This window comes from Streptomyces sp. NPDC007346 (assembly GCF_040703535.1).
GTDB lineage: Bacteria > Actinomycetota > Actinomycetes > Streptomycetales > Streptomycetaceae > Streptomyces.
The window spans coordinates 1-23535 of sequence record NZ_JBEYKR010000029.1; the positions used below are offsets into that span (position 1 = coordinate 1).

Here is a 23535-nt window from a genome sequence, read left to right on the forward strand (position 1 = left end):
CCGCGGCGTCTGGTGCGGTGCATCGCAAGGCGCTGGAACGTCCTCATCGCGGAGCGATTCGGGCGTTTCGGCAACGCCGCGAGGTGCCGTGCCAGACGTCGCGGACCCGGTCAAGATCCGCCGGACACGCCCTAGCCGCGGCCCTCGATGACCAGCGACGTGGCGAACGGGTCGTCGTCGTATTCGTCCTCGTAGCCCTCGCCGCTGGCGATGGCCCAGATGATGAAGCCGAGGATCACGGAACCGATCACGATGCCGACCGAGCCCGTGATGATCCCGGCGATCGCCATGCCCCGGTTGGTGGCCTCGCCGCGCTTGGCCCGGCCGAGGCCGATGATGCCGAAGATCAGCGCGAGGATGCCGAGGATGATGTTCACCCCGTACATGCAGAAGCCGACCACCGAGATGATGCCGAGCACCAGCGCGGCCGTGCCGAGGCCGTTCGAGGGCTGGGGCCCCCAGGGCTGCTGGCCGCCGTAGGCGTCGTATCCCGGATAGCCGCCGTAGGGCTGTGCCGGAGGTGCGGGGTAGCCGTAGTGCCCGGTGGGCGGCGGCGGTGCCTGGCCGGGGACTCCCGGGCCGGTGGGGCCGGTGGGCGGCGGTCCTGCCGAGGGCGGGGGGCCGAAGCCTCCGGGCGCCGGTATCGGTCCGGTGCCGCCCGCGGCGGGCCCCGCGCTCGGCATCGACGTCACGGTCTGCTGGTCGTGGACGGCGGGCGGCGGCGTGGCCGCGTCCTGCTTGCCCAGCTCCACCCTGCTGTCCGGCGGTGCCCACGGATCGCGCGGCGCGGCCCCGCCCCCGGGCTGCTCTGTGTTGTCTGACATGGGCCTCCCCCATCGTGGTCCCGTCATGCTACGGCCCGGCTCCGTGCCACCTCACCCCGCCTACGATGATCGGTGCAGCCGGGCCGGACGGCCCTGGGGGCGCCGCCGACGTACACGCCGAACTGTGGGAGACAGACACATGACCGATCCGCACCCCTTCATCGCCGGGCTGCCCAAGGCCGAGCTCCACGTCCACCACGTCGGATCCGCCTCGCCCCGGATCGTCGCCGAACTGGCCGCCCGGCACCCCGACTCCAAGGTACCCACGGCCCCCGAGGCGCTGGCCGACTACTTCACCTTCACCGACTTCGCGCACTTCATCGAGGTCTACCTCTCGGTGGTGGACCTGATCCGCACCCCCGAGGACGTCCGGCTGCTGACCTTCGAGGTGGCGCGGGACATGGCCCGGCAGAACATCCGGTACGCGGAGCTGACCGTGACCCCGTTCAGCTCGACCCGGCGCGGCATCCCGGAGGTGGCCTTCATGGAGGCCATCGAGGACGCCCGCAAGTCCGCCGAGTCCGAGCTGGGCGTCATCCTGCGCTGGTGCTTCGACATCCCGGGCGAGGCCGGTCTCCAGGCCGCCGAGGAGACGGCCCGGCTGGCGGTGGAGCGGCGGCCCGAGGGGCTCGTCTCGTTCGGCCTGGGCGGGCCGGAGATCGGGGTGGACCGCCCGCAGTTCAAGCCCTACTTCGACCGGGCCATCGCCGAGGGTCTCCACTCGGTCCCGCACGCCGGGGAGACCACGGGACCGCAGACCGTCTGGGACGCGCTGACCGCGCTGCGCGCCGAGCGCATCGGCCACGGCACCAGCTCCGTCCAGGACCCGAAGCTGCTGGAGCACCTCGCCGAGCACCGGATCGCCCTGGAGGTCTGCCCGACGTCGAACATCGCCACCCGGGCGGTCACCGACATCCAGCTCCACCCGATCCGGGAGATGGTCCGGGCGGGCGTCCTGGTCACCGTCAACAGTGACGACCCGCCCATGTTCGGCACCGACCTGAACAACGAGTACGGCGTCGCCGCCCGGCTGCTGGGCCTGGACGAGCAGGGCATCGCCGGCCTCGCGAAGAACGCGGTGGAGGCCTCGTTCCTCGACCCGGTCGGCAAGCGCAGGCTGGCCGAGGAGATCGACACGTACACGGCGAACTGGCTCCGGGGTCCCGCCCGCTGACCCCGGTCGTCACAATGGCCCCATGGCCGACACCACCGCCCGCTTCACCGCCGTCGCGCATCGCGGCGACCCCTACCGGGCCCGCGAGAACACGCTGCCCTCGATCCGCTCCGCTCTCGACCGGGGGGCGGACGCGGTCGAGATCGACGTACGGGTGACCCGCGACGGGGTGCCCGTCCTGCTCCACGACGCGACGCTGGAGCGGCTGTGGGGCCACGACCTGCGCCTGGACCGGCTGACCCACCGGGAGGTGCTGGAGCTGACCGGCGGCGGGGTGCCGACCCTGCGCGAGGCGCTGGCCGCCGCCGGGGAGCGGCGGGTGATGGTGGACCTGCCCGGCTCCACGGACGCGTCGGTGAAGAAGATCGTCTCCACGGTCCTGGAGTGCGGGGCGGGCGAGCGGGCGTACTACTGCGCGAGCGCGGACGCGATGCTGCGGGTGCGCGCCGCGGATGCGGCCGCCGAGATCGCCCTGACCTGGACGACGCTCGCCCCGCCGCGTCCGGTCCTGCTGGCGGCGGTGAAGCCGCGCTGGCTGAACTACCGCTTCGGCCTGGTCAGCCGGGAACTGGCCGACCGGGCGCACCGGGACGGCCTGCTGGTCTCCGCCTGGACGGCCGACACGAAGCGCACGATGCGCCGGCTGATGGAGCGGGGCGTCGACTCGATCACCACCAACCGGATCGACACCCTGCACAGGCTGCGGTCCAACTCCCCTGGCCTGCCAGCCACTTGATCGGTCCGGCATGATGGTCGGTGCCGTAACGCCGCAGGGGTGCGAGGGAGCAGACGTGAGTGAGAACCGACCGGGGGCCGCGATCCCCGCCCGGATACGTGCCGATGTCGCGCACAACGCCCGGGTCTGGAACTACTGGCTGGGCGGCAAGGACAACTACCCGGTGGACCGGGCGGTGGGCGACCAGGTGACCGGGATGTACCCGAGCATCGGTGAAGTGGCCCGCGCCGACCGGGCGTTCCTGGGCCGGGCGGTGCGGCACCTGGCGGGGGACGTGGGCATCGACCAGTTCCTGGACATCGGCACCGGCCTGCCGACGGCCGACAACACCCATGAGATCGCCCAGCACACCGCCCCGCACGCCCGGGTCGTCTACGTGGACAACGACCCGATCGTGCTGGCCCACGCGCGGGCCCTGCTCAGCAGTTCGCTGGAGGGCGCCACCGAGTACGTCGACGCGGACGCGCACCACCCGGAGCGGATCCTGAAGGCGGCCGAGCCCACCCTGGACCTGGGGCGGCCCGTGGCGGTGATGATGCTCGGCATCCTCAACTTCGTCCTGGACACTCACGAGGCGCGCTCGATCGTCCGCACCCTGATGGCGGCCGTGCCCTCCGGCAGCCACCTGGTGCTCACCCATCCCACGCTGGAGCTGGGCGGCGAGGGCAACGAGGCGGCGATGCGCTTCTGGAACGAGAACGCCACCCCGCCGATCACCGCCCGCAGCCGCGAGGAGTTCGCGTCGTTCCTGGACGGTCTTGACCTGCTGGAGCCGGGGATCGTCTCCTGCTCCCGCTGGCGCACCAACCCGCGGGAGCCGGAGGTGGCGCAGTTCGGCGTGGTGGCCCGCAAGCCGTGACGCTGTATGGCCAGGCCCACGGGAACGGCCCCGGGCGCGGAGCCCGGGGCCGAACGGACGACGGCGACAGGACCGCCGTACCGCCTCGACAGCGCGGCGGTCAGTCCTCGATGGACGTCATGACGTGCTTGATGCGGGTGTAGTCGTCGAAGCCGTACGCCGAGAGGTCCTTGCCGTAGCCGGACTTCTTGAACCCGCCGTGCGGCATCTCCGCGACCAGCGGGATGTGGGTGTTGATCCACACGCAGCCGAAGTCGAGGTTCTTGGACATGCGCATGGCGCGGGAGTGGTTCTTCGTCCACACCGAGGAGGCGAGCGCGTAGTCCACGCCGTTGGCGTACTCGACGGCCTGCTTCTCGTCGGTGAACGACTGGACGGTGATGACGGGCCCGAAGACCTCGTTCTGGATGATCTCGTCGTCCTGCTCGAGGCCGGAGACGACGGTCGGGGCGTAGAAGTACCCCTTGTCGCCGACCCGGTGGCCGCCCGCCTCGACCTTGGCGTGGGCGGGGAGCCGCTCGATGAAGCCGCTGACCTGCTTCAGCTGGTTGGCGTTGTTGAGCGGGCCGTACGCCACGTCCTCGTCGTCCGGCTGCCCGGTCTTCGTGGCGGCGGCGGCCTTGGCGAGCGCGGCGGTGAACTCGTCGTGGATGGACTCGTGGACCAGGACGCGGGTCGCGGCCGTACAGTCCTGGCCGGCGTTGAAGAAGCCCGCCTCCGCGACGGTCTCGACGGTCTTGGCGATGTCGGCGTCCTCGAAGACCACGACGGGCGCCTTGCCGCCCAGCTCCAGGTGGACGCGCTTGACGTCCTTGGCGGCGGACTCGGCGACCTGGATACCGGCCCGTACGGAACCGGTGATGGAGGCCATCGCCGGGGTCGGGTGCTCGACCATCGCGCGGCCGGTGTCCCGGTCGCCGCACAGGACGTTGAAGACGCCCTTGGGCAGGATCTGGCCCATGATCTCGGCCATCAGCACGGTCGACGCCGGGGTGGTGTCGGACGGCTTGATCACTACGGTGTTGCCCGCGGCCAGCGCCGGGGCGAACTTCCACACGGCCATCATCATCGGGTAGTTCCACGGCGCGACCTGGGCGCACACGCCGACGGGCTCGCGGCGGACGATGGAGGTCAGGCCCTCCATGTACTCGCCGGCCGAGCGGCCCTCCAGCAGCCGGGCGGCCCCCGCGAAGAAGCGGATCTGGTCCACCACCGGCGGGATCTCCTCGCTGAGGGTGAGCCCGATCGGCTTGCCGGTGTTCTCCGACTCGACGGCGACCAGGTCGTCCGCCCGCTCCTCGATGGCGTCCGCGATCTTCAGCAGGGCCTTCTGGCGCTCGGCGGGCGTCGTGTCGCGCCAGGCCGGGAACGCGGCCGCGGCGGCCTCCATGGCGGCATCGACGTCGGCCTGGCCGGAGAGCGGGGAGGTCGCGTAGACCTCTTCCGTCACCGGGCTGACCACATCAATGGTCCGCCCGTCCGCGGCGTCCCGGAACTCCCCGTTGATGTAGTTGCGCAGACGGCGCACCTCGGTGGTCATGACCACCCCTCCTGTCGGCTGTCCCATGGGTGAGATCTCCACCCTAATCGTTCCGGTGACGCTTTCGACATAGGTATCCACCCCGAGCTTCGGAATCAGTTGCTTCAGGGTTCCGACTCAACGAATTTCATCGATCTGGGGTTGCGAGACAGACGAGTGCGGTGCAGAGTGGATGTGTGGCCAGTCGCAGCGCAGACCCCAGGACCGGGACCGGATCGCCGTCGGCGGTCGATGCCGTCTCCCTCGCGATCATCGAGCAGCTCCAGGAGGACGGACGCCGTCCGTACGCCGCGATCGGCAAGGCCGTGGGCCTCTCCGAAGCGGCCGTGCGCCAGCGCGTCCAGAAGCTGCTCGACCAGGGCGTGATGCAGATCGTCGCCGTCACGGACCCGCTCACCGTGGGGTTCCGGCGCCAGGCGATGGTCGGCATCAACGTCGAGGGCGACCTCGACCCGGTGGCCGAAGCCCTGTCCGCCATGGCCGAGTGCGAGTACGTGGTGATGACCGCGGGCTCCTTCGACCTGATGGTGGAGATCGTCTGCGAGGACGACGACCACCTGCTGGAGACGATCGGCAAACGCATCCGGACCCTCCCCGGCGTGCGCTCCACCGAGAGCTTCGTCTACCTCAAGCTCAAGAAGCAGACCTACATGTGGGGAACCCGATAGCCGTGAGCAAGGACCTCAGCCGAACCGCGTACGACCACCTGTGGATGCACTTCACCCGCATGTCGGACTACGAGAACGCGCCCGTCCCCACCATCGTGCGTGGCGAGGGAACCCACATCTTCGACGCCCAGGGCAAGCGCTACCTCGACGGCCTCTCCGGCCTGTTCGTGGTCAACGCCGGCCACGGCCGCCACGAGCTGGCCGAGACGGCGTACAAGCAGGGCCAGGAGCTCGCCTTCTTCCCGGTGTGGTCCTACGCCCACCCGAAGGCCGTCGAGCTGGCCGAGCGCCTCGCCGATCACGCGCCGGGCGACCTCAACAAGGTCTTCTTCACCACCGGTGGCGGCGAGGCCGTCGAGACCGCCTGGAAGCTGGCCAAGCAGTTCTTCAAGCTCCAGGGCAAGCCGACCAAGTACAAGGTCATCTCGCGGGCGGTCGCCTACCACGGCACCCCGCAGGGCGCCCTGTCCATCACGGGCCTGCCCGCCCTGAAGGCCCCCTTCGAGCCGCTGGTCCCCGGCGCGCACAAGGTGCCCAACACCAACATCTACCGCGCCCCGCTCTTCGGCGACGACCCGGTGGCCTTCGGCCGCTGGGCCGCCGACCAGATCGAGCAGGAGATCCTCTTCGAGGGCCCGGACACCGTCGCCGCGGTCTTCCTGGAGCCCGTGCAGAACGCGGGCGGCTGCTTCCCGCCGCCGCCCGGCTACTTCCAGCGGGTCCGCGAGATCTGCGACAAGTACGACGTGCTGCTCGTCTCCGACGAGGTCATCTGCGCCTTCGGCCGCCTCGGCACGATCTTCGCCTGCGACAAGTTCGGCTATGTGCCGGACATGATCACCTGCGCGAAGGGCATGACCTCCGGCTACTCCCCGATCGGTGCCTGCATCGTCTCGGACAGGATCGCCGAGCCGTTCTACCAGGGCGGCAACACCTTCCTGCACGGCTACACCTTCGGCGGCCACCCGGTCTCCGCGGCGGTCGGCCTCGCCAACCTGGACATCTTCGAGCGCGAGAACCTCACCCAGCACGTCCTGGACAACGAGAACGCCTTCCTCACCACGCTGCAGAAGCTGCACGACCTGCCGATCGTCGGCGACGTCCGCGGCAACGGCTTCTTCTACGGCATCGAGCTGGTGAAGGACAAGGCCACCAAGGAGACCTTCACCGACGAGGAGACCGAGCGCGTCCTGTACGGCTTCCTCTCCAAGGCGCTGTACGACAACGGCCTGTACTGCCGGGCCGACGACCGCGGCGACCCGGTCATCCAGCTCGCGCCGCCGCTGATCTCTGACCGGTCGACGTTCGACGAGATCGAGGGCATCCTGCGGGCCGTGCTGACGGAGGCGTGGACGAAGCTCTGATCAGAGCCCCGGTCCGTACGTCCGTGCGCTGACCCATGCACTGATCCGAGCATCGATCCATGCGCCGATCAGAGCATCCGTGCTCCGGTCCGTCGGAAGTCGACCACCCCGCCCCCGCCTGGACGATCATCATTCAGCGGACATTTCATACGGTCCACCCGGCCCGGATCGCACCCTTTCGAGTGAGATGGGATGCGTCCGGGCCGTGTGCTGTGCGTACACCCCGGTCCGGCTATCTACGGTGCCCAGTGACCGATCGGCCGCGTCCTCGTTCCCCCGTACGGGGGAACGGGAAAACTCATCCGAACCGAGGTGTACGCCATGGTGGCCCCGCCGGACAACGACGTGATCTGGGCGCGTTCCCTGCACCACTCCCACAACGGATCACCCGGTCTCGACGGTGTCTCCGTGGGCATCCGCGATGCCGAGATCCTGGCCGTGACCGGCCCGCGCGGCAGCGGGAAGACGACTCTGCTGCACTGCCTGTCGGGCCGGCTGGTGCCCGAGCAGGGCGAGGTCTGGTTCAACAGCGTCCCCGTGCACACGATGGCTCCCCGGGTGCGCGAGCGGCTGCGGAGGGAACGGTTCGGCTGGATCGCCGCCGACCCGGAACTCGTCCCCGAGCTGACCGCCTGGGAGAACGCGGCGCTGCCCCTGCTGCTGCGCGGCGCCTCGCACCGGGCCGCGAAGAAGGCCGCCACCGAGTGGCTGGAGCGCCTGGACATCGCCGCCCTCGCCAGGAAGCGCCCGCACGCGCTGCTCCAGGCCGAACGCCAGCGGGTCTCCGTCGCCCGCGCCCTGTGCGCCCGGCCGACGGTCATCTTCGGCGACGAGCCCACCGCGACGCTGCACCGGGCCGAGCGCTCCCAGCTCCTGCGGACGCTGACCGCCGCGACCCGCTCGCACGGCATCACGGTGGTCCTGGCCACCCATGACGCCGAGGTCGCCGCCCTCGCCGACCGGACCGTCTCCCTGCTGGACGGCCGCCGCGTCGCCACCACGGCCGTGCCCGGCGTACCCGATGCGGAGGGCAGCGCGGCGTGCTCGCTCTCCGTCTGACCCGCGGTACGCATCCCCTCGTCCTGGTCCGGCGGCTGCTCGTCGCCGCCGCCTCCGCCGGAGTCGGCTTCCTCCTCCTGTCCTCCCTCGGATACGCCTCCGCGCACCCCTCGTCCGCCGGTTCGGTGCTGCGGCTGCTGTGGTGCTTCGTCCCGCTGGCCGCCACCGTGCAGTTCGCCGTGGCGGTGGCCCGCGCGGATCCGAGCACCCGGCCCCGCCCCGGCCTCTCCTCGATGGGCCTCGGCCCGGTGCGGCTCTCGGTGCTGGCCGCGGTCTCGACCGCCGTCTCCACCACGCTCGGCTCGATCGTGGCGCTGCTCTTCTTCCTGCATCTGCGCGGCGACCTGACCGGGATGCCGTTCGACGGCGGCGCCGCGGAGTTCCTCGGCGCGGGCACCCCGCTGCCGCCGGCCGCCGCGCTCATGCTGCTGGCTCTCGTACCGGTGGCGTCGGCGACGGCGAGCGCGCTGGCGCTGCGGTCGCGCCCCGACCCGGCGCGGGACACCTTCGGCTCCGAGGAGCTGCCGGAGCCCGCTCCCGCGCCGAGCGGTCTGCCCTGGGGCGTGGCGCTGGTGGCCGCGGGGCTGGCGGTCGAGGCGTACGCGTCGCGGGACGGGGTGGGGAGCGCGTTCCCGCTGCCGGGCCGGTTCGACGCGACCCCGGTGGCGGTGCTGGCCGGCTGGACGCTCGCGGCGATCGGTCTGGCCATGGCCGGTCCAGGCCTGACCTATCTGTGCGGGCGGGCGCTCCAGGCCGTGCGCCCCGGTGCCGTACGCCTGCTGGCGGGCCGGTTCCTGATGGACGAGGCGCGCCGGATCGGCCGGCCGCTCGGGATCGTCTGCGCCGTGATCGCCGCGTCGATCGCCGCGTCGGCGCTGTACGGGGGCGACGAGCGCCCCTACGGCCCGCTCACCGCGCTGGGTGCGGTGCTGGTCCTCGGCTGCACGGTGGCGACGCTGCTGACCTCGGCCCTGGAGGCGAAGCAGGCCCGTGCCCACACCGCCGGGGCGCTGCTGCGGATGGGCGCGCCGGCCTCCGTGCCGCGTGCCGCGACCGCGCTGCGGGCCGTCGCGCTGCTGGCCGTCTTCGCGCCGCTGACCTGGCTGGTCGCTGAGCTGGCGGCGCTGCCGCTGGCGAAGTAGGCCGCTTCGGAGGGCGGGGGGGGGGCGGCTCGGTCAGGGATGGGTGGCGAGCCGGGCGGCGAGGGCGTCGAAGAAGGCCTCCCAGCCGTCCTCCGCCGCCGCGTACTGGGCGGGGGTGAGGTTGCCGCCGCGCTGCTGGAAGGCCAGCTCGGTGGTTCCGTGGCCGAGATCGGTGAAGGTGACGGTGATGGTCTCGCCCTCCGTGTCCTCGGGGTCCCCCGGCGCGGAGCCGTCCTTGAGCGTGAGGACCAGTCCGTCGGGCTCGCTCACCTCGCGGTACACCCCGTGGAACGGCATCTCGACGCCCGGCATCACCATGACCAGGCTCCACTGGCCGCCGGATCGCACGTCCATCGACACCCGGTCCAGCGGGACCTCGGCCTCGCCGCCGTACCAGGCGGCGAAGTCCTCCGGTGACGTCCAGGCCGCGAAGACCCGCCGCTGCGGGGCGTTCAGCACGCGGGTGAGGTCGATGCCCTGGCGGGTGCCACCGTTCATGGTCACGGTCCTCGTCTCGTGGTCGCGGGCCGGGGCGGGCCCCGGAGGAGCGGGCCCCCGGCGGAACGGGCCCGGGTTCGACGGCCGGGTCCGGCCCGGGTTTCAGGGCCCGGACAGCCCGGGGTCCCGAGGGCCCCCGGGCCCCGGGCCCCGGAGATCGGGTCCCCCGGGCGCCGTCTCCAGCTTGCCCGGCCCGTCCGGTCCTGTCGCGCCGGGTCAGGGGAGCAGCAGCCCCTCCAGGGTGGCGTACGCCCCGTCCCACCCCCACGCCTCGCGGACCCAGGCCCGGCCCTTCTCCCCCATCGCGGCGGCGGCTTCGCGATCCCGCAGCAGCCCGACGAGCCGGTCCGCGACGGCGCCGACGTCCCGCCCGTCGACCACGTGTCCCGTCTCCCCGTCCCGTACGGCGTCCGGCGCGCCGCCCGAGTCGCCGACGAGGACGGGCAGCCCGGCCGCCGCCGCCTCCAGGAAGACGATGCCGAGCCCCTCCACCTCCAGGCCGCGCCTGCGGGTCCGGCACGGCATGGCGAAGACGTCGGCGGCGGCGTAGTGGCCGGGCATCTGCGCGTGCGGCTGCCCGCCGGTGAGGATCACCTCCTGCGCGACCCCGGTCTCCGCGGCGAGCCGGCGCAGGGTGCGGGCGTACGGTCCGTCGCCGGTCAGCAGGAGTACGGTGCCGGGCACCGCACGCCGTACGGCGGGGAGCGCGCGGATCAGGGTGTCCTGGCCCTTGCGGGGGACGAGCCGCGCCGCGCAGAGGATCACCGGCCGCGCGCCGAGCCCGTACCGTTCGCGCACCCGGCGCCTGTCGCCCCGTACGCGAAACGCCTCCGCGTCCACCCCCGGCGCGAGCCGCACCATCCGGCGGGCGGCGGTCGGGCCGAGCGCGGCGGCGATCGGGGCGCGGGTGGCGGCGCCGAGGTAGGTCACCGCGTCGGTACGGGCCCCGATGCGCCGGAGCAGCGCCCTGGGCCCCGGGGTGCGGGCCCACCAGACCTCGTGCCCGTGCGTGGTGGCCACGGCCCGCCGTATCCCGGTCTCGCGGCGCAGCGCCCCGGCCATCAGCCCGAGCGGCGCGGCGGCCCCGAACCACACGCTGTCGCAGCCGTGGCGCCGGGCGAGCTCCACGGCGCGGGCGGTGGTGCGCGGGGTCGGCAGCAGCATCCGGGAGGGGTCGCGGACCACGGGGTACGGGAGGGCGGCGTCATGGGCGGTCACTCCCGGTTCGGCGGAGGTGTACACGACGACGGATTCGGCGGGGAAGCGTCCGGTCATGGCGTGGACGAAGGTCTCGATGCCTCCCTGGCGCGGCGGGAAGTCGTTGGTGACGACGAGGGTGCGGCGGAGGGTCATCGCGTTGTCTTCCTTCGGTACGCGTGAGGGGCGGGGGCGCGGCGGACAGTCATCGCGCGGCCTTCTTCCGTACGCGTACGCGCGCACGTATGAGTGCGCGTGCGAGGGGGTCGGCGGGCCGTTGCCTCGACGCCCCCGCCCACACCGCGAGGACCAGCGGGTGCACCAGGTATCCGAGCCGGGTCGCGGGCAGGAACGCGATGGCGAGGAGCAGCCCGAGCGCGAGCCGCAGTGCGGCGTCCGAGGCCGTGGCCGGAGGGCGTACGAGCAGGGAGAGGGCCACCAGGAGGGCGCTCGCTCCCAGCAGGAGCAGGGCCAGGGTCCGGCCGCCCGGGACGTGGGTGGCGAGCAGCCGGCCGGGGAGCGGGCTGGCGGCGGAGGAGACCGCGTCGGTCAGGCCCAGGGGGAAGGCGACGACATGGGCGTGGAAGGCGCCGGGGTCGCGCAGGGCGGCGGGCAGGACGAGCGCGGCGGCGGTGAGGAGGGCGACGAGCGCGCAGCGCAGGGCGGCACGGCCACGGCGTTCCCGTACGGAAGCGGCCGCGAGCAGCGCGAGCGCGACCGGCAGCGCGGGCCAGGCCGTCCACTTGAGCGCGGCGGCGAGCCCGAGCCAGAGCCCCGCGCGCCCGGCCCTCCCCCGGCCCGCCTCCGCCAGCCCCAGGCACATCAGGCCGGCCACCGGCAGATCCACCCCGCCCACCGCGAGCGGCAGCGCCACGAGCGGGCAGGCGGCGGTCCACAGCAGCGGGTCGCGCCGGGCCCCGGCCGGAAGGGCGTACGCGAGTGCGGCGAGGAAGGCCGCGCCCATCCACAGCCGGGGGTCGGTGAGCGGACCGGCCCCGGCCACCGCCTCCGGGAGCCCGAAGGCCGCCATGCCGGGCAGGTACGGGGTGAAGTCCTCGGGTACCAGGGGGTGCGCGGAGTACGGCGTTCCGTCCGCCAGCAGGAGCGCGGCCGAACGGGCCACCACCGCCACCTCCAACTGGGCCCGGTCCAGGGCGAGGAGCAGCGCGAGCGGCAGTCCGACCGCGCCCAGGGCGGCGACCGCGTTCACGGTCCGGGCGGGGCGTCCGCGAGCGGCGAGCACGGCGGCCGCCGCGTAACCGAGTGCGCCGGCGGCGCCCCAGACGCGGTGCGGGCCGAGGGAGGTCAGGGCGGCCAGAGCCAGGGACGCCGCCGCACAGAACGTCCACCAGCCGGGGCCGCCGGGCAGCGCGAAGCGTTCCTGTCGCCGATGTCGTCGCTGGTCAGGGGTGGTGGAAAGGGCTGTTGTCGCCATGGGTCCGAGGCTAGGAACGGCCCGTTCACAGAACGTCACACCACCGTCCGGTCCTTCGGGTCAACCCGTGGTATGACAAGGGCCCGCGAATTCCCCCCGTGCTCCGATGCGTTCTCCCGGGGCGGTGACGAAGAATCGTCGTATGACACGCACCACCGGGGAGACCGGAACGGCAGCGGCCGCCGTCGAGCCCCCGCCACCGGAAGGGAACCTGCGGCGCCGGCTGCGGCGCCTGACGTCGGCGCCCGCGTACGCCGGGCTGACCGGGGGCGCGCTGACGCTCTTCGCCGTCGTGGAGCTGCTTCTCGTACCGGGTTCGGCGATCACGGCCTTCGCGGTGCTGCTGTGCACGGCCTCGCTGGCGCTGCGGACCGCCCACCCCACCGTCGGGCTGCTGACCGTCGGCGCGGCGCTGCTCGGCTTCGCCACCGACGGCAACATGGCGTACGCGACGGTGGCCGGTCTGCTGATGGGGTGCTACACGCTGGGGCGGCACCGGGTGCAGCATCCGGCGGTGCTGGTACCGGCCGGTGCGCTCGCCGCGCTGGTGGTCAATCTGGTGCACATCGACCGCTGGACCCGGGACGGCTCCCCCGGCCTTCCGGTGCTCCAGGGCACCGACCGGTTCAGCCTGGGGCTGTACGCCGAGACGCTGGTGGTGACGGTGGCCATCCTGGGTGCGGTGAGCGCGGGGGACGCGGTGCGGGCCCGTGAGGAGGCCCGGCACACCCGGGCCGCCGCCCAGTCCCGGCTGCTGGCGATGGAGCGGCGGCAGGCGGCGGAGGCGGAACGGGCCGCCATCGCACGGGAGTTGCACGACATGATCGCGCACTCGGTCTCGATGATCGCGGTGCGGGCCGAGAGCGCCACGTACACGACGCCGGACCTCTCGCCACCGGCCAGGGACGCCTTCCAGGAGATCGCGGGCACGGCACGGTCCTCGATGGCGGAGCTGCGCCGGCTGCTCGGGGTGCTGCGCACAGGCACCGACGCGCCCGTCCTCACCGCCCCGCAACCGTCGCTGGCCGCGCTCGGCGAACTCCTGGACCAGCACCGGGCGGTCGACGGTTCGGCCGAACTGCGCGTCAGCGGCGAGGAGGTGCCGCTGCCGGCCTCCTGGGAGCTGTCGGCGTACCGGATCGTGCAGGAGGCCCTGACCAATGTGCGCCGGCACGCCCCGGGCGCGCACGCGGTGGTGGAGATCGACCACCAGCCGGGGCTGCTGAGGGTCCGGGTCGGTGACGACGGGCCGGGGCCGCCCACCGCCCCGGCGGCGGGGCCGGCCGGGCGTCCCGGCCACGGCCTGGTGGGCATGCGCGAACGGGCCGCGCTGCTGGGCGGCAGACTCACCACCGGCCGAGGTCCGGCCGGCGGCTATCTCGTGGAGGCGGAACTCCCGTGGTGATCCGAGTGATCGTCGCCGACGACCAGGCGGTCGTACGGACGGCGTTCTCCAGCCTGCTGGACACCCAGGAGGACATCGAGGTGGTCGGTGAGGCGCGCGACGGTGAAGAGGCGGTCCGTGTCGTGGCCGAACTCCGCCCCGACGTGGCGCTGCTGGACATCCGGATGCCCCGGCTCGGCGGGATCGACGCGGCCCGCGAGATCGTCACCGCGTCGGGCGGGGCGACGAAGGCGCTGATGCTGACGACGTTCGGCCTGGACGAGTACGTGTACGACGCCCTGACGGCGGGGGCCAGCGGCTTCCTCCTCAAGGACGCGACCTTCCCCGAACTGCTCCACGCGGTACGGGTGGTGGCCGACGGGCACGCCCTTCTGGCCCCCGAGATCACCGGGCGGCTGATCGCGGAGTTCACCCGGCAGCGGGTCAGCGCGCCACCGGTCCGCTCCGTCGAGGGGCTGACCGCGCGCGAGGCGGAGGTGCTCGTCCTCATCGCCCAGGGCCTGTCCAACGCGGACATCGCCGCCCGGCTGACCATCACCGACCACACGGTCAAGACCCACATCAACCGGCTCTTCGCGAAGATGGGGCTGCGGGACCGGGCGCAGGCGGTGATCCTGGCCTACGAACTGGGGCTGGTGGTGGCGGGGACCCGCGCCGGCTGACACGCCCTGGGGCGCCGGCCGATACGTCAGCCCCCCGCCAGCACCACCGTCTCCGCCGCGTCGAAGCGGACGCCCACGACGGCGCCCTCGTCCGGCGTGTCCCGCAGGGCGCACTCGGCCTCCAGCACCGGCGCGTTCTCGGGGGCCAGCCGCACGGTCACGTGGTTCCCGCGGAACGTCCGTACGCCGACCGTGCAGCGCAGCCCGTCCTCCGGGGAGCCGATCAGGACCCCGGCGGGGCGGACCAGCAGGTCGGCCTCGCCCTGGGGTGAGCCCTCAGGCACCGGCACCTTGCCCCAGGCGGTGGCGGCGGCCCGGCCGGTCACGGTCGCCGGGGTCACGTTGTCGAAGCCGAGGAAGCGGGCGACGAACGCGGAGGCGGGCCGCTGCCAGACGTCCAGCGGGCTGCCCTCCTGGGCGATTTGCCCGTCCCGCATCACCACCACCTGGTCGGCGAGCGCGAACGCCTCGCCCTGGTCGTGGGTGACCGCGAGCACTGTCGTACCCAACTCCTGGAAGAGGGTGCGCAGTTCGATGACGAGCCGTTCGCGCAGGCTGCGGTCGAGCTGGCCGAGCGGTTCGTCCAGCATCAGGAGCCTGGGGCGCGGGGCCAGGGCGCGGGCCAGGGCGACGCGCTGCTGCTCACCGCCGGAGAGGGCGGCCACCGCTCGGCGTTCCGCGCCGGGGAGGCCCACCAGCTCCAGGAGTTCGCGGACCCGGCGCTCGCTCTCGGCGCGCCCGGTGCCGTGCATCCGCAGCCCGAAGGCGACGTTGGCGCCGACATCGCGGTGCGGGAAGAGCTGGTGGTCCTGGAACATCAGGCCGAGCCCGCGCCGGTGGACGGGGACGCCGCTCTGGTCCTGGCCGGCCAGCAGCACCCGGCCGCCGTCCATGGGCTGGAGCCCGGCGACGGCCCTCAGCAGGGTGGACTTCCCGCTGCCGCTGGGGCCGAGCAGGCAGACGATCCGGTGGTCGGCGACCTCCAGGTCGACGGCGTCGAGGGCCGTCCGCTTCCCGAACCGTACGGTGGCTGCCTGCAAGCTCAGCATGGTGGTCAGAACTCCCCGGATCGGTCGGTACGGATGCGTTCGAGGAGCAGCAGCGACACGGCGCACACCAGCATCAGGATCGTGCTGAGAGCCATCGCCTGCCCGTAGTTCAGCTCCCCGGACCGGCCCAGCAACCGGGCGACGGCGACCGGCAGGGTCGGGTTGTCGGGCCGGGCGATGAAGACGGTGGCGCCGAACTCGCCGAGCGACACGGCGAACGCGAAGCCCGCCGCGACCAGCACCGCCCGCCGCACCAGCGGCAGATCGACCTCGCGCCAGGCCCGCAGCGGGGAGGCCCCCAGCACGGCGGCGGCCTCGCGCAGCCGCTCGTCCACCGCGCGCAGCACGGGGAGCATGGTCCGTACGACGAAGGGGACGCCCACCAGCGCCTGCGCCAGCGGGACCAGGATCCAGGAGGTCCGCAGGTCGAGCGGCGGTTTGTCGAGGGTGATGAGGAAGCCGAAGCCGACGGTGACGGCGGAGACCCCGAGCGGCAGCATCAGCAGCGCGTCGAATCCGCGTACCAGCCGTCCCGCCCGCCGGGTCAGGGCGGCAGCCGCCAGTCCGCCGACGACCAGGGCGATGAGGGTGGCGACGAACGCGTACCGCAGGGAGTTGCCGACCGCCTCCAGCGGCGGTACGAGGAAGGTCGAGCCGCTGCCCCCGGCCGACTGGAGGGCCCGGTAGTAGCCGAGGCCGTAACCGTCCGGCCCGTCGAACGACCGCTCCACCAGCACGCCGAGGGGCAGCAGGATCAGCAGCAGCGCGGTGAGCAGCACCCCGCCGAGCAGCGCCCACTGTCCGGCGCCGTGCGGCCGGCGGGAGGTCTGCGCCGGGTCGACGAGCTTCAGCGCCCGCTCCCGGCGGCGTACGGTCACGGCGTGCAGGGCGAGGATCGCGCCGACCGCCACGAACTGGACCATGGTCAGCACGGCGGCCGTCGGCAGGTCGAGCAGCTGGGCGGTCTGGCGGTAGACCTCCACCTCCAGGGTGGAGTAGGAGGGGCCACCGAGGATCTGCACGACACCGAACGAGGTGAACGTGAAGAGGAAGACCATCAGCGCGGCGGCGGCCACCGCCGGGCCGAGCGCGGGCAGCGTCACCCGCCGCCAGGCGGCGAACCGTCCGGCGCCGAGCACCCGGGCGGCCTCCTCCTGGCGCGGGTCCAGCTGCGACCAGAGGCCGCCGACCGTCCGGACGACCACCGCGTAGTTGAAGAAGACGTGCGCGAGCAGGATCGCCCACACGGTGGTGTCCAGCCGCAGACCCCACAGCTCGTCGAGGAAGCCGCCGCGCCCCAGCAGCGCCAGGAACGCGGTGCCGACGACGACGGTGGGCAGCACGAACGGCACGGTGACGACCGCGCGCAGCACCTGTTTGCCGGGGAAGTCGAAGCGGGCGAAGACGTACGCGCCGGGCAGGGCGATCAGCAGGGTGAGCGCGGTCGAGGCGAGCGCCTGCCAGGTGGTGAACCACAGGACGTCGAGGATGTCCGGACGGGCCAGCACCTCGCCGACCCGCCCGAACTGCCAGACGCCGTCCGTCTTCAGCCCGCGGCCGACGATCGCGGACACGGGGTAGGCGAAGAAGACGGCGAAGAAGGCGACGGGCACGGCCATCAGGCCGAGCCGCACCGCCGCCCCACGCCGCCCGCCGCCGCCGGACCCCGGTCCGGGCCCGGCGGCTTCGGTGGGGCCGCCTTGGGTGGGGCCGCCTACTTCACGACGAGCGAGTGCCACGTCTGGACCCACTGCTCACGGTTGGCGGCGATCTTGTCCGGGGCCACCGTGGCCGGCTTCTCGATGCTCTCGCCGAACTCGGTGAAGATCTCCGGCAGCTTCGCGTCCGTCACGACGGGGTTCACGAACATGTTCAGCGGGACGTCCTCCTGGAACGTCTTGCCGATCAGGAAGTCCAGCAGCGCCTTGCCGCCCGCCTCGTTCTTCGCGCCGTTCAGCAGCCCGGCGTACTCGGTCTGCCGGAAGCAGGTCCCGGTGGAGACGCCGGTCGGGGCCTCCTCGGGCTGCGGGTCGGCGTAGAGCACCTCGACGGGCGGGCTGGAGGCGTAACTGACGACGAGCGGCCGGTCCGCCTTGGCCTTCCTGCCGCCCGCGGAGCCCGAGAACTCCTCGTTGTAGGCCTGCTCCCAGCCGTCGACCACCTTGACGCCGTTGGCCTTCAGCTTCTTCCAGTAGGCCTCGTAGCCGTCCTCGCCCTGGGTGGCGATGGTGCCGAGGAGGAAGCCGAGGCCGGGCGAGGAGTTCGCCGCGTTCTCGGTGACGAGGAGGTTCTTGTACGCGGGCTTCAGCAGGTCCTCGAAGGTCTGCGGCGGCGCGAGCTTCTTGTCGGCGAAGAACTTCTTGTCGTAGTTGACGCAGATGTCACCGGTGTCGACGGGCGTGACGCGGTGCTTCTCGTCCAGCTCGGTGCCGTCCGCGACCCGGTCCAGGCCCTTGGCCTCGTACGGGGTGAAGAGGCCGTTGTCGAGGGCGCGGGAGAGCAGGGTGTTGTCGACGCCGAAGAAGACGTCGCCGCGCGGGGAGCCCTTGGTCAGGATCTCCTGGTTGAGCGCCGCGCCGGCGTCGCCGCTCTTGAGGAGCTCGACGGTGTAGCCGCTCTCCTGGGTGAACTCCTTCAGCACCTCTTCCGAGGCGTTGAAGGAGTCGTGGGTGACCAGGGTGACGGTCTTGGAGCCGCTGCCCTTCGAGGCGCCGGATCCGGTCGAGGAGTCGTCGGAGCCGCCGCAGCCCGCGAGGACGGTGACGCCGAGCGCCGCGGCGAGCGCGGTGGCGGCGTACTTCTTGGTGGTGTTCATGTGATTCCTCCTGGAGGTGACCAGGAAGAGACGCGGCCCCGCCCGCCGCCGGGACGTACCGGAAGCGGGCAGGGCGCAACAGCTTGAGTAAGGTCCGAACTTCCTACCCGGAATGACCCGGGCGAGGTTCAGAGGGTCTGCGGCCAGCCGGTCCTCGGTGCCGCACTCTCAGCGCTGTGGCGCTCCCCTGTCGGAATATGAAGTTGATTTCGGCCCAGGCTACACCGGTGGTTTTCGGCCTGGTCAGGTGAGGTGGGGCCGCCCCTTCGGTGTCCGCCGGGGCCCTCAGCGCTCGGAGGCCGCCAGCTGCCCGCAGGCCCCGTCGATCTCCTGGCCCCGGGTGTCCCGGACGGTGACGGGCACGCCGTGGGCCGCGATGGCCTCGACGAACGCCTTCTCGTCCTCGGGGCGCGAGGCGGTCCACTTGGAGCCGGGCGTGGGGTTCAGCGGGATCAGGTTGACGTGCACCCGCTTGCCCTTGAGCAGCCGGCCGAGCAGGTCACCGCGCCAGGCCTGGTCGTTGATGTCCCGGATCAGGGCGTACTCGATGGAGATCCGGCGGCCGGACTTCTCGGCGTACTCCCAGGCCGCGTCCAGCACCTCGCGTACGTTCCACCGGGTGTTGACGGGGACGAGGGTGTCGCGCAGCTCGTCGTCCGGGGCGTGCAGCGAGACGGCGAGGCGGCACTTGAAGCCCTCGTCGGAGAAGCGCAGCATCGCCGGGACGAGCCCCACGGTGGAGACGGTGATCCCGCGCTGGGAGAGGCCGAGGCCGTCCGGCTCGGGGTCGGTGAGCCGGCGGATCGCTCCGACGACCCGGTTGTAGTTGGCGAGCGGCTCGCCCATGCCCATGAAGACGATGTTGGAGAGCCGGGCCGGACCGCCGGGCACCTCGCCGTCGCGCAGGGCGCGCATGCCGTCGACGATCTGGTGCACGATCTCGGCGGTCGACAGGTTGCGGTCGAGCCCGGCCTGCCCGGTGGCGCAGAAGGGGCAGTTCATCCCGCAGCCCGCCTGGGAGGAGATGCACATCGTGACGCGCTCGGGGTAGCGCATCAGGACGGACTCGACGAGCGTCCCGTCGTGCAGCTTCCACAGCGTCTTACGGGTGGTGTCGTCGTCGCAGCTGATGTGACGGACCACGGACATCAGGTCGGGGAACAGCGCCTCGGCGAGCTTCTCCCGGGACCCGGCGGGGATGTTGGTCCACTGCTCCGGGTCGTGCGCGTACCGCGCGAAGTAGTGCTGCGAGAGCTGCTGGGCGCGGAACGGCTTCTCGCCGGTCGCGGCGACCGCGTCCTTGCGCTCGGCGGGCGTGAGGTCGGCGAGGTGCCGCGGGGGCTTCTTGGCTCCGCGGGGCGCGACGAAAGTGAGTTCTCCGGGCTTAGGCATGGTTCATCCAGTGTCGCAGACAGACGGGTGAGGGCCCGCCGCCCTGTGGACGACGGACCCTCACTCGTAGAACGTGCAGGTGGGACGTGGTGTGCGAGGCCGCACGGGCCCTCAGCCCGAGCCGACGAACAGCACGAGCAGCAGCCAGACCACCGGCGCGGTCGGCAGCAGCGAGTCGAGCCGGTCCATGATGCCGCCGTGGCCGGGGAGCAGGGTTCCCATGTCCTTGATCCCGAGGTCCCGCTTGATCATGGACTCGCCCAGGTCGCCGAGGGTGGCGCTGACGGCGACCGCGAGGCCCAGCAGCAGCCCCTGCCACCAGGCGCCGCCGTCGATCAGGAACTCCATGCACAGGGCGCCGGCGGCCATCGCGAAGGAGACGGCACCGAGCAGGCCCTCGCGGGTCTTGCCGGGGCTGATGCGGGGAGCGAGCTTGTGGGTGCCGAAGCGCCAGCCGACCGCGTACGCCCCGGTGTCGCTGACGACGGTGAGGAGGAGGAAGGTCAGGACCCGCCACGAGCCGTCGTCCGCCGTCAGCAGCAGGGCGACGAAGGTGGCCAGGAAGGGGACGTAGAACGCGGCGAAGACACCCGCCGTGACGTCCTTGAGATACCCCTCCGGCGGCTCGGTCATCCGCCAGACCAGCACCGCCAGGGCGGTCAGGGCCATGGCGACCCAGGCCCCCTCCGCGCCACGCGCGTAGCCCGCGACGACCATCGCGGCCCCGCCGACGGCCAGCGGGATCAGAGGGACCTTGATGCCCTTCTGCTCCTGGAGCCGGGAGGTGAGCTCCCACAGGCCGACGACGACGGCGAGGGCGATCACGCCGACGAAGACGGCCTTCACGATGAACAGCGAGGCGACGATGACGGCGCCGAGCCCCACGCCGACCCCTATGGCGGCGCGCAGATCACGCCCCGCACGCTTCTTCTGCGGCGGGGACGGCAGCGGGGTGGACATGGGCTCCTGCGGCATCTCGTCACGGAACAGGGGGCCGCTGACGTGCGCGGCGTCCCCGTCCCGGTCGGCACGGCTGACTGCGTCTCTACCTGCGTCGGGAACGTCCGGCACGTTGGGCATGGGCCGAGTCTGCTGGGCTTCACGCACATCGTAGGCGGGACCCGCCGGAGCGACCCCCATCTCGGGGGCGCCCCGGTAACCGGCTCCCTGCGGTGCGCCCCAGGAAGAGTCGTTCATCAGACTTCGAGCAGCTCGGCTTCCTTGTGCTTGAGCAGCTCGTCCACCTGCGCGACGTACTTCGCGGTGGTGTCGTCGAGCTCCTTCTCGGCGCGGCGGACCTCGTCCTCGCCGGACTCCTTGTCCTTGACCAGCTTGTCGAGCGCTTCCTTGGCCTTGCGGCGGATGGAGCGGATCGAGATCTTGGAGTCCTCGGCCTTGGTCTTGGCGACCTTGATGAACTCCTTGCGGCGGTCCTGGGTGAGCTCGGGGAAGGTCACCCGGATGATGTTGCCGTCGTTGCTCGGGTTGACGCCGAGGTCGGAGTCGCGGATCGCCTGCTCGATGTTGCGCAGGGCGGTCTTGTCGAACGGCGTCACGACGGCCATCCGCGGCTCGGGAACCGAGAACGAGGCCAGCTGGTTGATCGGGGTCAGCGCGCCGTAGTACTCGGCGACGATCTTGTTGAACATCGCCGGGTGCGCGCGGCCGGTACGGATCGCGGCGAAGTCCTCTTTCGCGACGACAACGGCCTTCTCCATCTTCTCCTCGGCCTCGAGGAGGATTTCTTCGATCACCACGTGCTCCTGCATGTCTTGAGCGGGTCCGTCACCGACGGGCCCTGCGGGTCCTGCGTCGCGTCCTCACCTGCACGGTGTCCGACCGGCAGGCCGTTGTCCATCCTGGGGGGCCGTCAGGCCCGGGTGCCCTGGTCGCTGACGAGCGTGCCGATCTTCTCACCCTTGACCGCGCGGGCGATATTGCCCTCGGCGGTCAGCTCGAAGACGAGGATCGGGAGCTTGTTGTCGCGGCAGAGGGTGATGGCGGTGGCGTCGGCGACCTTGAGGTCGCGCGTGATCACCTCGCCGTACTCCAGCGCGTCGAACTTCACCGCGTCGGGGTTGGCCTTCGGGTCGGAGTCGTAGACCCCGTCCACGCCGTTCTTCCCCATGAGCAGCGCCGCCGCGTCGATCTCCAGGGCGCGCTGGGCGGCGGTGGTGTCGGTGGAGAAGTACGGCATGCCCATGCCGGCGCCGAAGATGACGACGCGCCCCTTCTCCAGGTGCCGTACGGCGCGGAGCGGGATGTACGGCTCGGCGACCTGGCCCATGGTGATGGCGGTCTGGACGCGCGAGTCGATGCCCTCCTTCTCCAGGAAGTCCTGGAGCGCCAGGCAGTTCATGACGGTGCCGAGCATGCCCATGTAGTCGGACCGGGCCCGGTCCATGCCGCGCTGCTGGAGCTCGGCACCGCGGAAGAAGTTGCCTCCCCCGATGACCACCGCGATCTGGGCGCCGCCGCGTACGACGGCGGCGATCTCGCGGGCGATGGTGTGCACGACGTCGGGGTCGACGCCGAGGCCGCCACCGCCGGCGAAGGCCTCGCCGGAGAGCTTCAGCATGAAGCGCCCGGAAAACGTGTCGTCGCGCTTGTCGTCGGCCTGAATGGCGTCCGCGCCCTTGTCCATGGAAATTCTCCTCGTACACATACGAAGAAGGCCATTGCCGGTGGGTCTGGTGTCCCTACAGCGGCAATGGCCTCCTCGTCAGATCTGCGGTCGTCCGGCCTGAGCGCGGCCGTCGACTGCACCTGACCCTATCGGGTCCGGTGCTGTTCGCCCGGACGGACTCAGATGCCGACCTTGATGCGCGAGAAGCGCTTCAGGGTGACACCGGCCTCGTCCAGGACCTTCTGGACCGACTTCTTGGCGTCCAGCGCGTACGGCTGGCCGAGGAGGGTGGCCTCCTTGAAGAAGCCGTTGACGCGGCCTTCGACGATCTTGGGGAGGGCGGCCTCGGGCTTGCCCTCGGCGCGCGTGGTCTCCTCGGCGACGCGGCGCTCGGCCTCGACGACCTCGGCCGGAACGTCCTCGCGGGAGAGGTACTTCGGGGCGAAGGCGGCGATGTGCTGCGCGACACCCTTGGCCAGCTCGGCGTCGGCCTTGTCCAGCTCGACCAGGACACCGATCTGCGGGGGCAGGTCGGGCATGGTGCGGTGCATGTACACGGAGACGAAGGCGCCGGTGAACTGCGCGAAGCGGTCCAGGACGATCTTCTCGCCGAGGTTGGCGTTGGCCTCGTCGACGTACGCCTGGACGGTCTTGCCGGCCTCGATCTCGGAGGCGAGCAGCGCCTCGATGTCGGCCGGGGAGGTGGCGGCGACGTGCGCGGCGAGCGTGTTGGCGACGTTCTGGAACTTGTCGCCCTTGGCGACGAAGTCCGTCTCGCACTTCAGCTCGAGCAGAACGCCGGACGTCTTGTCCTCGGAGATGAGGGAGACGACGGCGCCGTTCTCGGCAGAGCGGCCCTCGCGCTTGGCGACGCCCTTCTGGCCCTTGATACGGAGCGCCTCGACGGCCTTGTCGACGTTGCCGTCGGCCTCGTCGAGCGCCTTCTTGCAGTCCATCATGCCGGCGCCGGTGAGCTCGCGGAGCTTCTTGACGTCAGCGGCGGTGTAGTTCGCCATGAGTCTGTATGTCTCTCTCGAAGTCTGAAAGATCTACGGGTGAACGGCGGGGGCGGCGCTTGTGGCGCCCGCCC

The 23535-nt window shown here is 72.0% G+C and carries 22 protein-coding genes and 1 riboswitch; of the genes, 9 read left to right on the top strand and 13 right to left on the bottom strand.

Features of this window, described 5'->3' with window-relative positions; translation table 11 throughout:
- Nucleotides 1-131 precede the first annotated feature (131 nt).
- On the bottom strand, nt 132-824 hold the full coding sequence (locus tag AB0917_RS11015) for a DUF4190 domain-containing protein (RefSeq protein WP_366819202.1): 693 nt from the start codon (nt 822-824) through the stop codon (nt 132-134).
- A 139-nt stretch (nt 825-963) separates the two neighbouring features.
- Between AB0917_RS11015 and AB0917_RS11020 the strand changes: the two genes are divergently transcribed.
- From AB0917_RS11020 to AB0917_RS11030, 3 genes are read left to right on the top strand one after another with little or no spacing between them, the layout of a single operon-like run.
- On the top strand, nt 964-1998 hold the full coding sequence (locus AB0917_RS11020) for an adenosine deaminase (RefSeq protein ID WP_366819203.1): 1035 nt from the start codon (nt 964-966) through the stop codon (nt 1996-1998).
- Between the two features lie 22 nt (nt 1999-2020).
- Entirely contained in the window at nt 2021-2734 is a 714-nt protein-coding gene (locus AB0917_RS11025; protein WP_366819204.1) for a glycerophosphodiester phosphodiesterase, read from the top strand.
- 55 nt (nt 2735-2789) lie between these two features.
- Nucleotides 2790-3593, top strand: a complete 804-nt coding sequence (locus AB0917_RS11030) for an SAM-dependent methyltransferase (protein WP_366819205.1) — start codon at nt 2790-2792, stop codon at nt 3591-3593.
- 100 nt (nt 3594-3693) lie between these two features.
- Here AB0917_RS11030 and AB0917_RS11035 read toward each other — a convergent pair whose 3' ends face one another.
- A complete protein-coding gene (locus AB0917_RS11035; protein ID WP_366819206.1) occupies nt 3694-5133 on the bottom strand; it encodes a gamma-aminobutyraldehyde dehydrogenase in 1440 nt (479 codons plus the stop codon).
- Between the two features lie 176 nt (nt 5134-5309).
- Here AB0917_RS11035 and AB0917_RS11040 point away from each other — a divergent pair, with 176 nt between their 5' ends.
- The 4 genes from AB0917_RS11040 to AB0917_RS11055 all read left to right on the top strand — a co-directional run bounded on the left by AB0917_RS11040 (nt 5310) and on the right by AB0917_RS11055 (nt 9366).
- Nucleotides 5310-5801, top strand: a complete 492-nt coding sequence (locus tag AB0917_RS11040) for an Lrp/AsnC family transcriptional regulator (protein ID WP_366819207.1) — start codon at nt 5310-5312, stop codon at nt 5799-5801.
- Nucleotides 5786-7165 (top strand): aspartate aminotransferase family protein, encoded by a 1380-nt coding sequence (locus AB0917_RS11045; RefSeq protein ID WP_366819208.1) that lies wholly within the window; start codon nt 5786-5788, stop codon nt 7163-7165. The genes AB0917_RS11040 and AB0917_RS11045 overlap by 16 nt, the downstream gene beginning before the upstream one ends.
- A 321-nt stretch (nt 7166-7486) precedes the next feature.
- A complete protein-coding gene (locus AB0917_RS11050; RefSeq protein ID WP_366819209.1) occupies nt 7487-8224 on the top strand; it encodes an ATP-binding cassette domain-containing protein in 738 nt (245 codons plus the stop codon).
- Entirely contained in the window at nt 8206-9366 is a 1161-nt protein-coding gene (locus AB0917_RS11055; protein ID WP_366819210.1) for a hypothetical protein, read from the top strand. Before AB0917_RS11050 ends, AB0917_RS11055 begins: the two co-directional genes overlap by 19 nt.
- Nucleotides 9367-9399: 33 nt before the next feature.
- Here the strand turns inward: AB0917_RS11055 and AB0917_RS11060 are convergent, their stop codons facing one another.
- The 3 genes from AB0917_RS11060 to AB0917_RS11070 all read right to left on the bottom strand — a co-directional run bounded on the left by AB0917_RS11060 (nt 9400) and on the right by AB0917_RS11070 (nt 12496).
- A complete protein-coding gene (locus AB0917_RS11060) occupies nt 9400-9864 on the bottom strand; it encodes an SRPBCC domain-containing protein (RefSeq protein ID WP_366819211.1) in 465 nt (154 codons plus the stop codon).
- Nucleotides 9865-10080: 216 nt separating this feature from the next.
- A complete protein-coding gene (locus tag AB0917_RS11065; RefSeq protein WP_366819212.1) occupies nt 10081-11217 on the bottom strand; it encodes a glycosyltransferase family 4 protein in 1137 nt (378 codons plus the stop codon).
- 49 nt (nt 11218-11266) lie between these two features.
- Entirely contained in the window at nt 11267-12496 is a 1230-nt protein-coding gene (locus tag AB0917_RS11070) for a glycosyltransferase 87 family protein (RefSeq protein ID WP_366819213.1), read from the bottom strand.
- Between the two features lie 142 nt (nt 12497-12638).
- Between AB0917_RS11070 and AB0917_RS11075 the strand changes: the two genes are divergently transcribed.
- Together AB0917_RS11075 and AB0917_RS11080 are read left to right on the top strand one after the other, a co-directional pair.
- On the top strand, nt 12639-13901 hold the full coding sequence (locus AB0917_RS11075; RefSeq protein ID WP_366819214.1) for a histidine kinase: 1263 nt from the start codon (nt 12639-12641) through the stop codon (nt 13899-13901).
- On the top strand, nt 13895-14563 hold the full coding sequence (locus AB0917_RS11080; RefSeq protein ID WP_366819215.1) for a response regulator transcription factor: 669 nt from the start codon (nt 13895-13897) through the stop codon (nt 14561-14563). Before AB0917_RS11075 ends, AB0917_RS11080 begins: the two co-directional genes overlap by 7 nt.
- 26 nt (nt 14564-14589) lie before the next feature.
- Here the strand turns inward: AB0917_RS11080 and AB0917_RS11085 are convergent, their stop codons facing one another.
- The 8 genes from AB0917_RS11085 to tsf all read right to left on the bottom strand — a co-directional run bounded on the left by AB0917_RS11085 (nt 14590) and on the right by tsf (nt 23461).
- The gene (locus AB0917_RS11085; RefSeq protein WP_366819216.1) at nt 14590-15612 is read right to left on the bottom strand and encodes an ABC transporter ATP-binding protein; all 1023 of its coding nucleotides are present in this window, start codon (nt 15610-15612) and stop codon (nt 14590-14592) included.
- A gap of 5 nt (nt 15613-15617) precedes the next feature.
- On the bottom strand, nt 15618-17231 hold the full coding sequence (locus AB0917_RS11090) for an iron ABC transporter permease (protein WP_366819241.1): 1614 nt from the start codon (nt 17229-17231) through the stop codon (nt 15618-15620).
- Nucleotides 17232-17326: 95 nt separating this feature from the next.
- On the bottom strand, nt 17327-18427 hold the full coding sequence (locus tag AB0917_RS11095) for a thiamine ABC transporter substrate-binding protein (RefSeq protein WP_366819217.1): 1101 nt from the start codon (nt 18425-18427) through the stop codon (nt 17327-17329).
- Nucleotides 18428-18509: 82 nt separating this feature from the next.
- A riboswitch (TPP riboswitch) is annotated at nt 18510-18626 on the bottom strand.
- A gap of 86 nt (nt 18627-18712) precedes the next feature.
- The gene (rlmN, locus tag AB0917_RS11100) at nt 18713-19819 is read right to left on the bottom strand and encodes a 23S rRNA (adenine(2503)-C(2))-methyltransferase RlmN (RefSeq protein WP_366819218.1); all 1107 of its coding nucleotides are present in this window, start codon (nt 19817-19819) and stop codon (nt 18713-18715) included.
- 111 nt (nt 19820-19930) lie between these two features.
- Nucleotides 19931-21016 carry a phosphatidate cytidylyltransferase gene (locus tag AB0917_RS11105; RefSeq protein WP_366819219.1) on the bottom strand — a complete coding sequence of 362 codons (1086 nt, stop codon included), beginning with the start codon at nt 21014-21016 and terminating at the stop codon, nt 19931-19933.
- Nucleotides 21016-21573 carry a ribosome recycling factor gene (frr, locus tag AB0917_RS11110; RefSeq protein ID WP_366819220.1) on the bottom strand — a complete coding sequence of 186 codons (558 nt, stop codon included), beginning with the start codon at nt 21571-21573 and terminating at the stop codon, nt 21016-21018. The genes AB0917_RS11105 and frr overlap by 1 nt, the downstream gene beginning before the upstream one ends.
- 116 nt (nt 21574-21689) lie before the next feature.
- Entirely contained in the window at nt 21690-22463 is a 774-nt protein-coding gene (gene pyrH, locus AB0917_RS11115; protein ID WP_366819221.1) for a UMP kinase, read from the bottom strand.
- A gap of 161 nt (nt 22464-22624) precedes the next feature.
- Nucleotides 22625-23461: a translation elongation factor Ts gene (gene tsf, locus AB0917_RS11120; protein WP_366819222.1), complete on the bottom strand. Its 837-nt coding sequence runs from the start codon at nt 23459-23461 to the stop codon at nt 22625-22627.
- Nucleotides 23462-23535 lie beyond the last annotated feature (74 nt).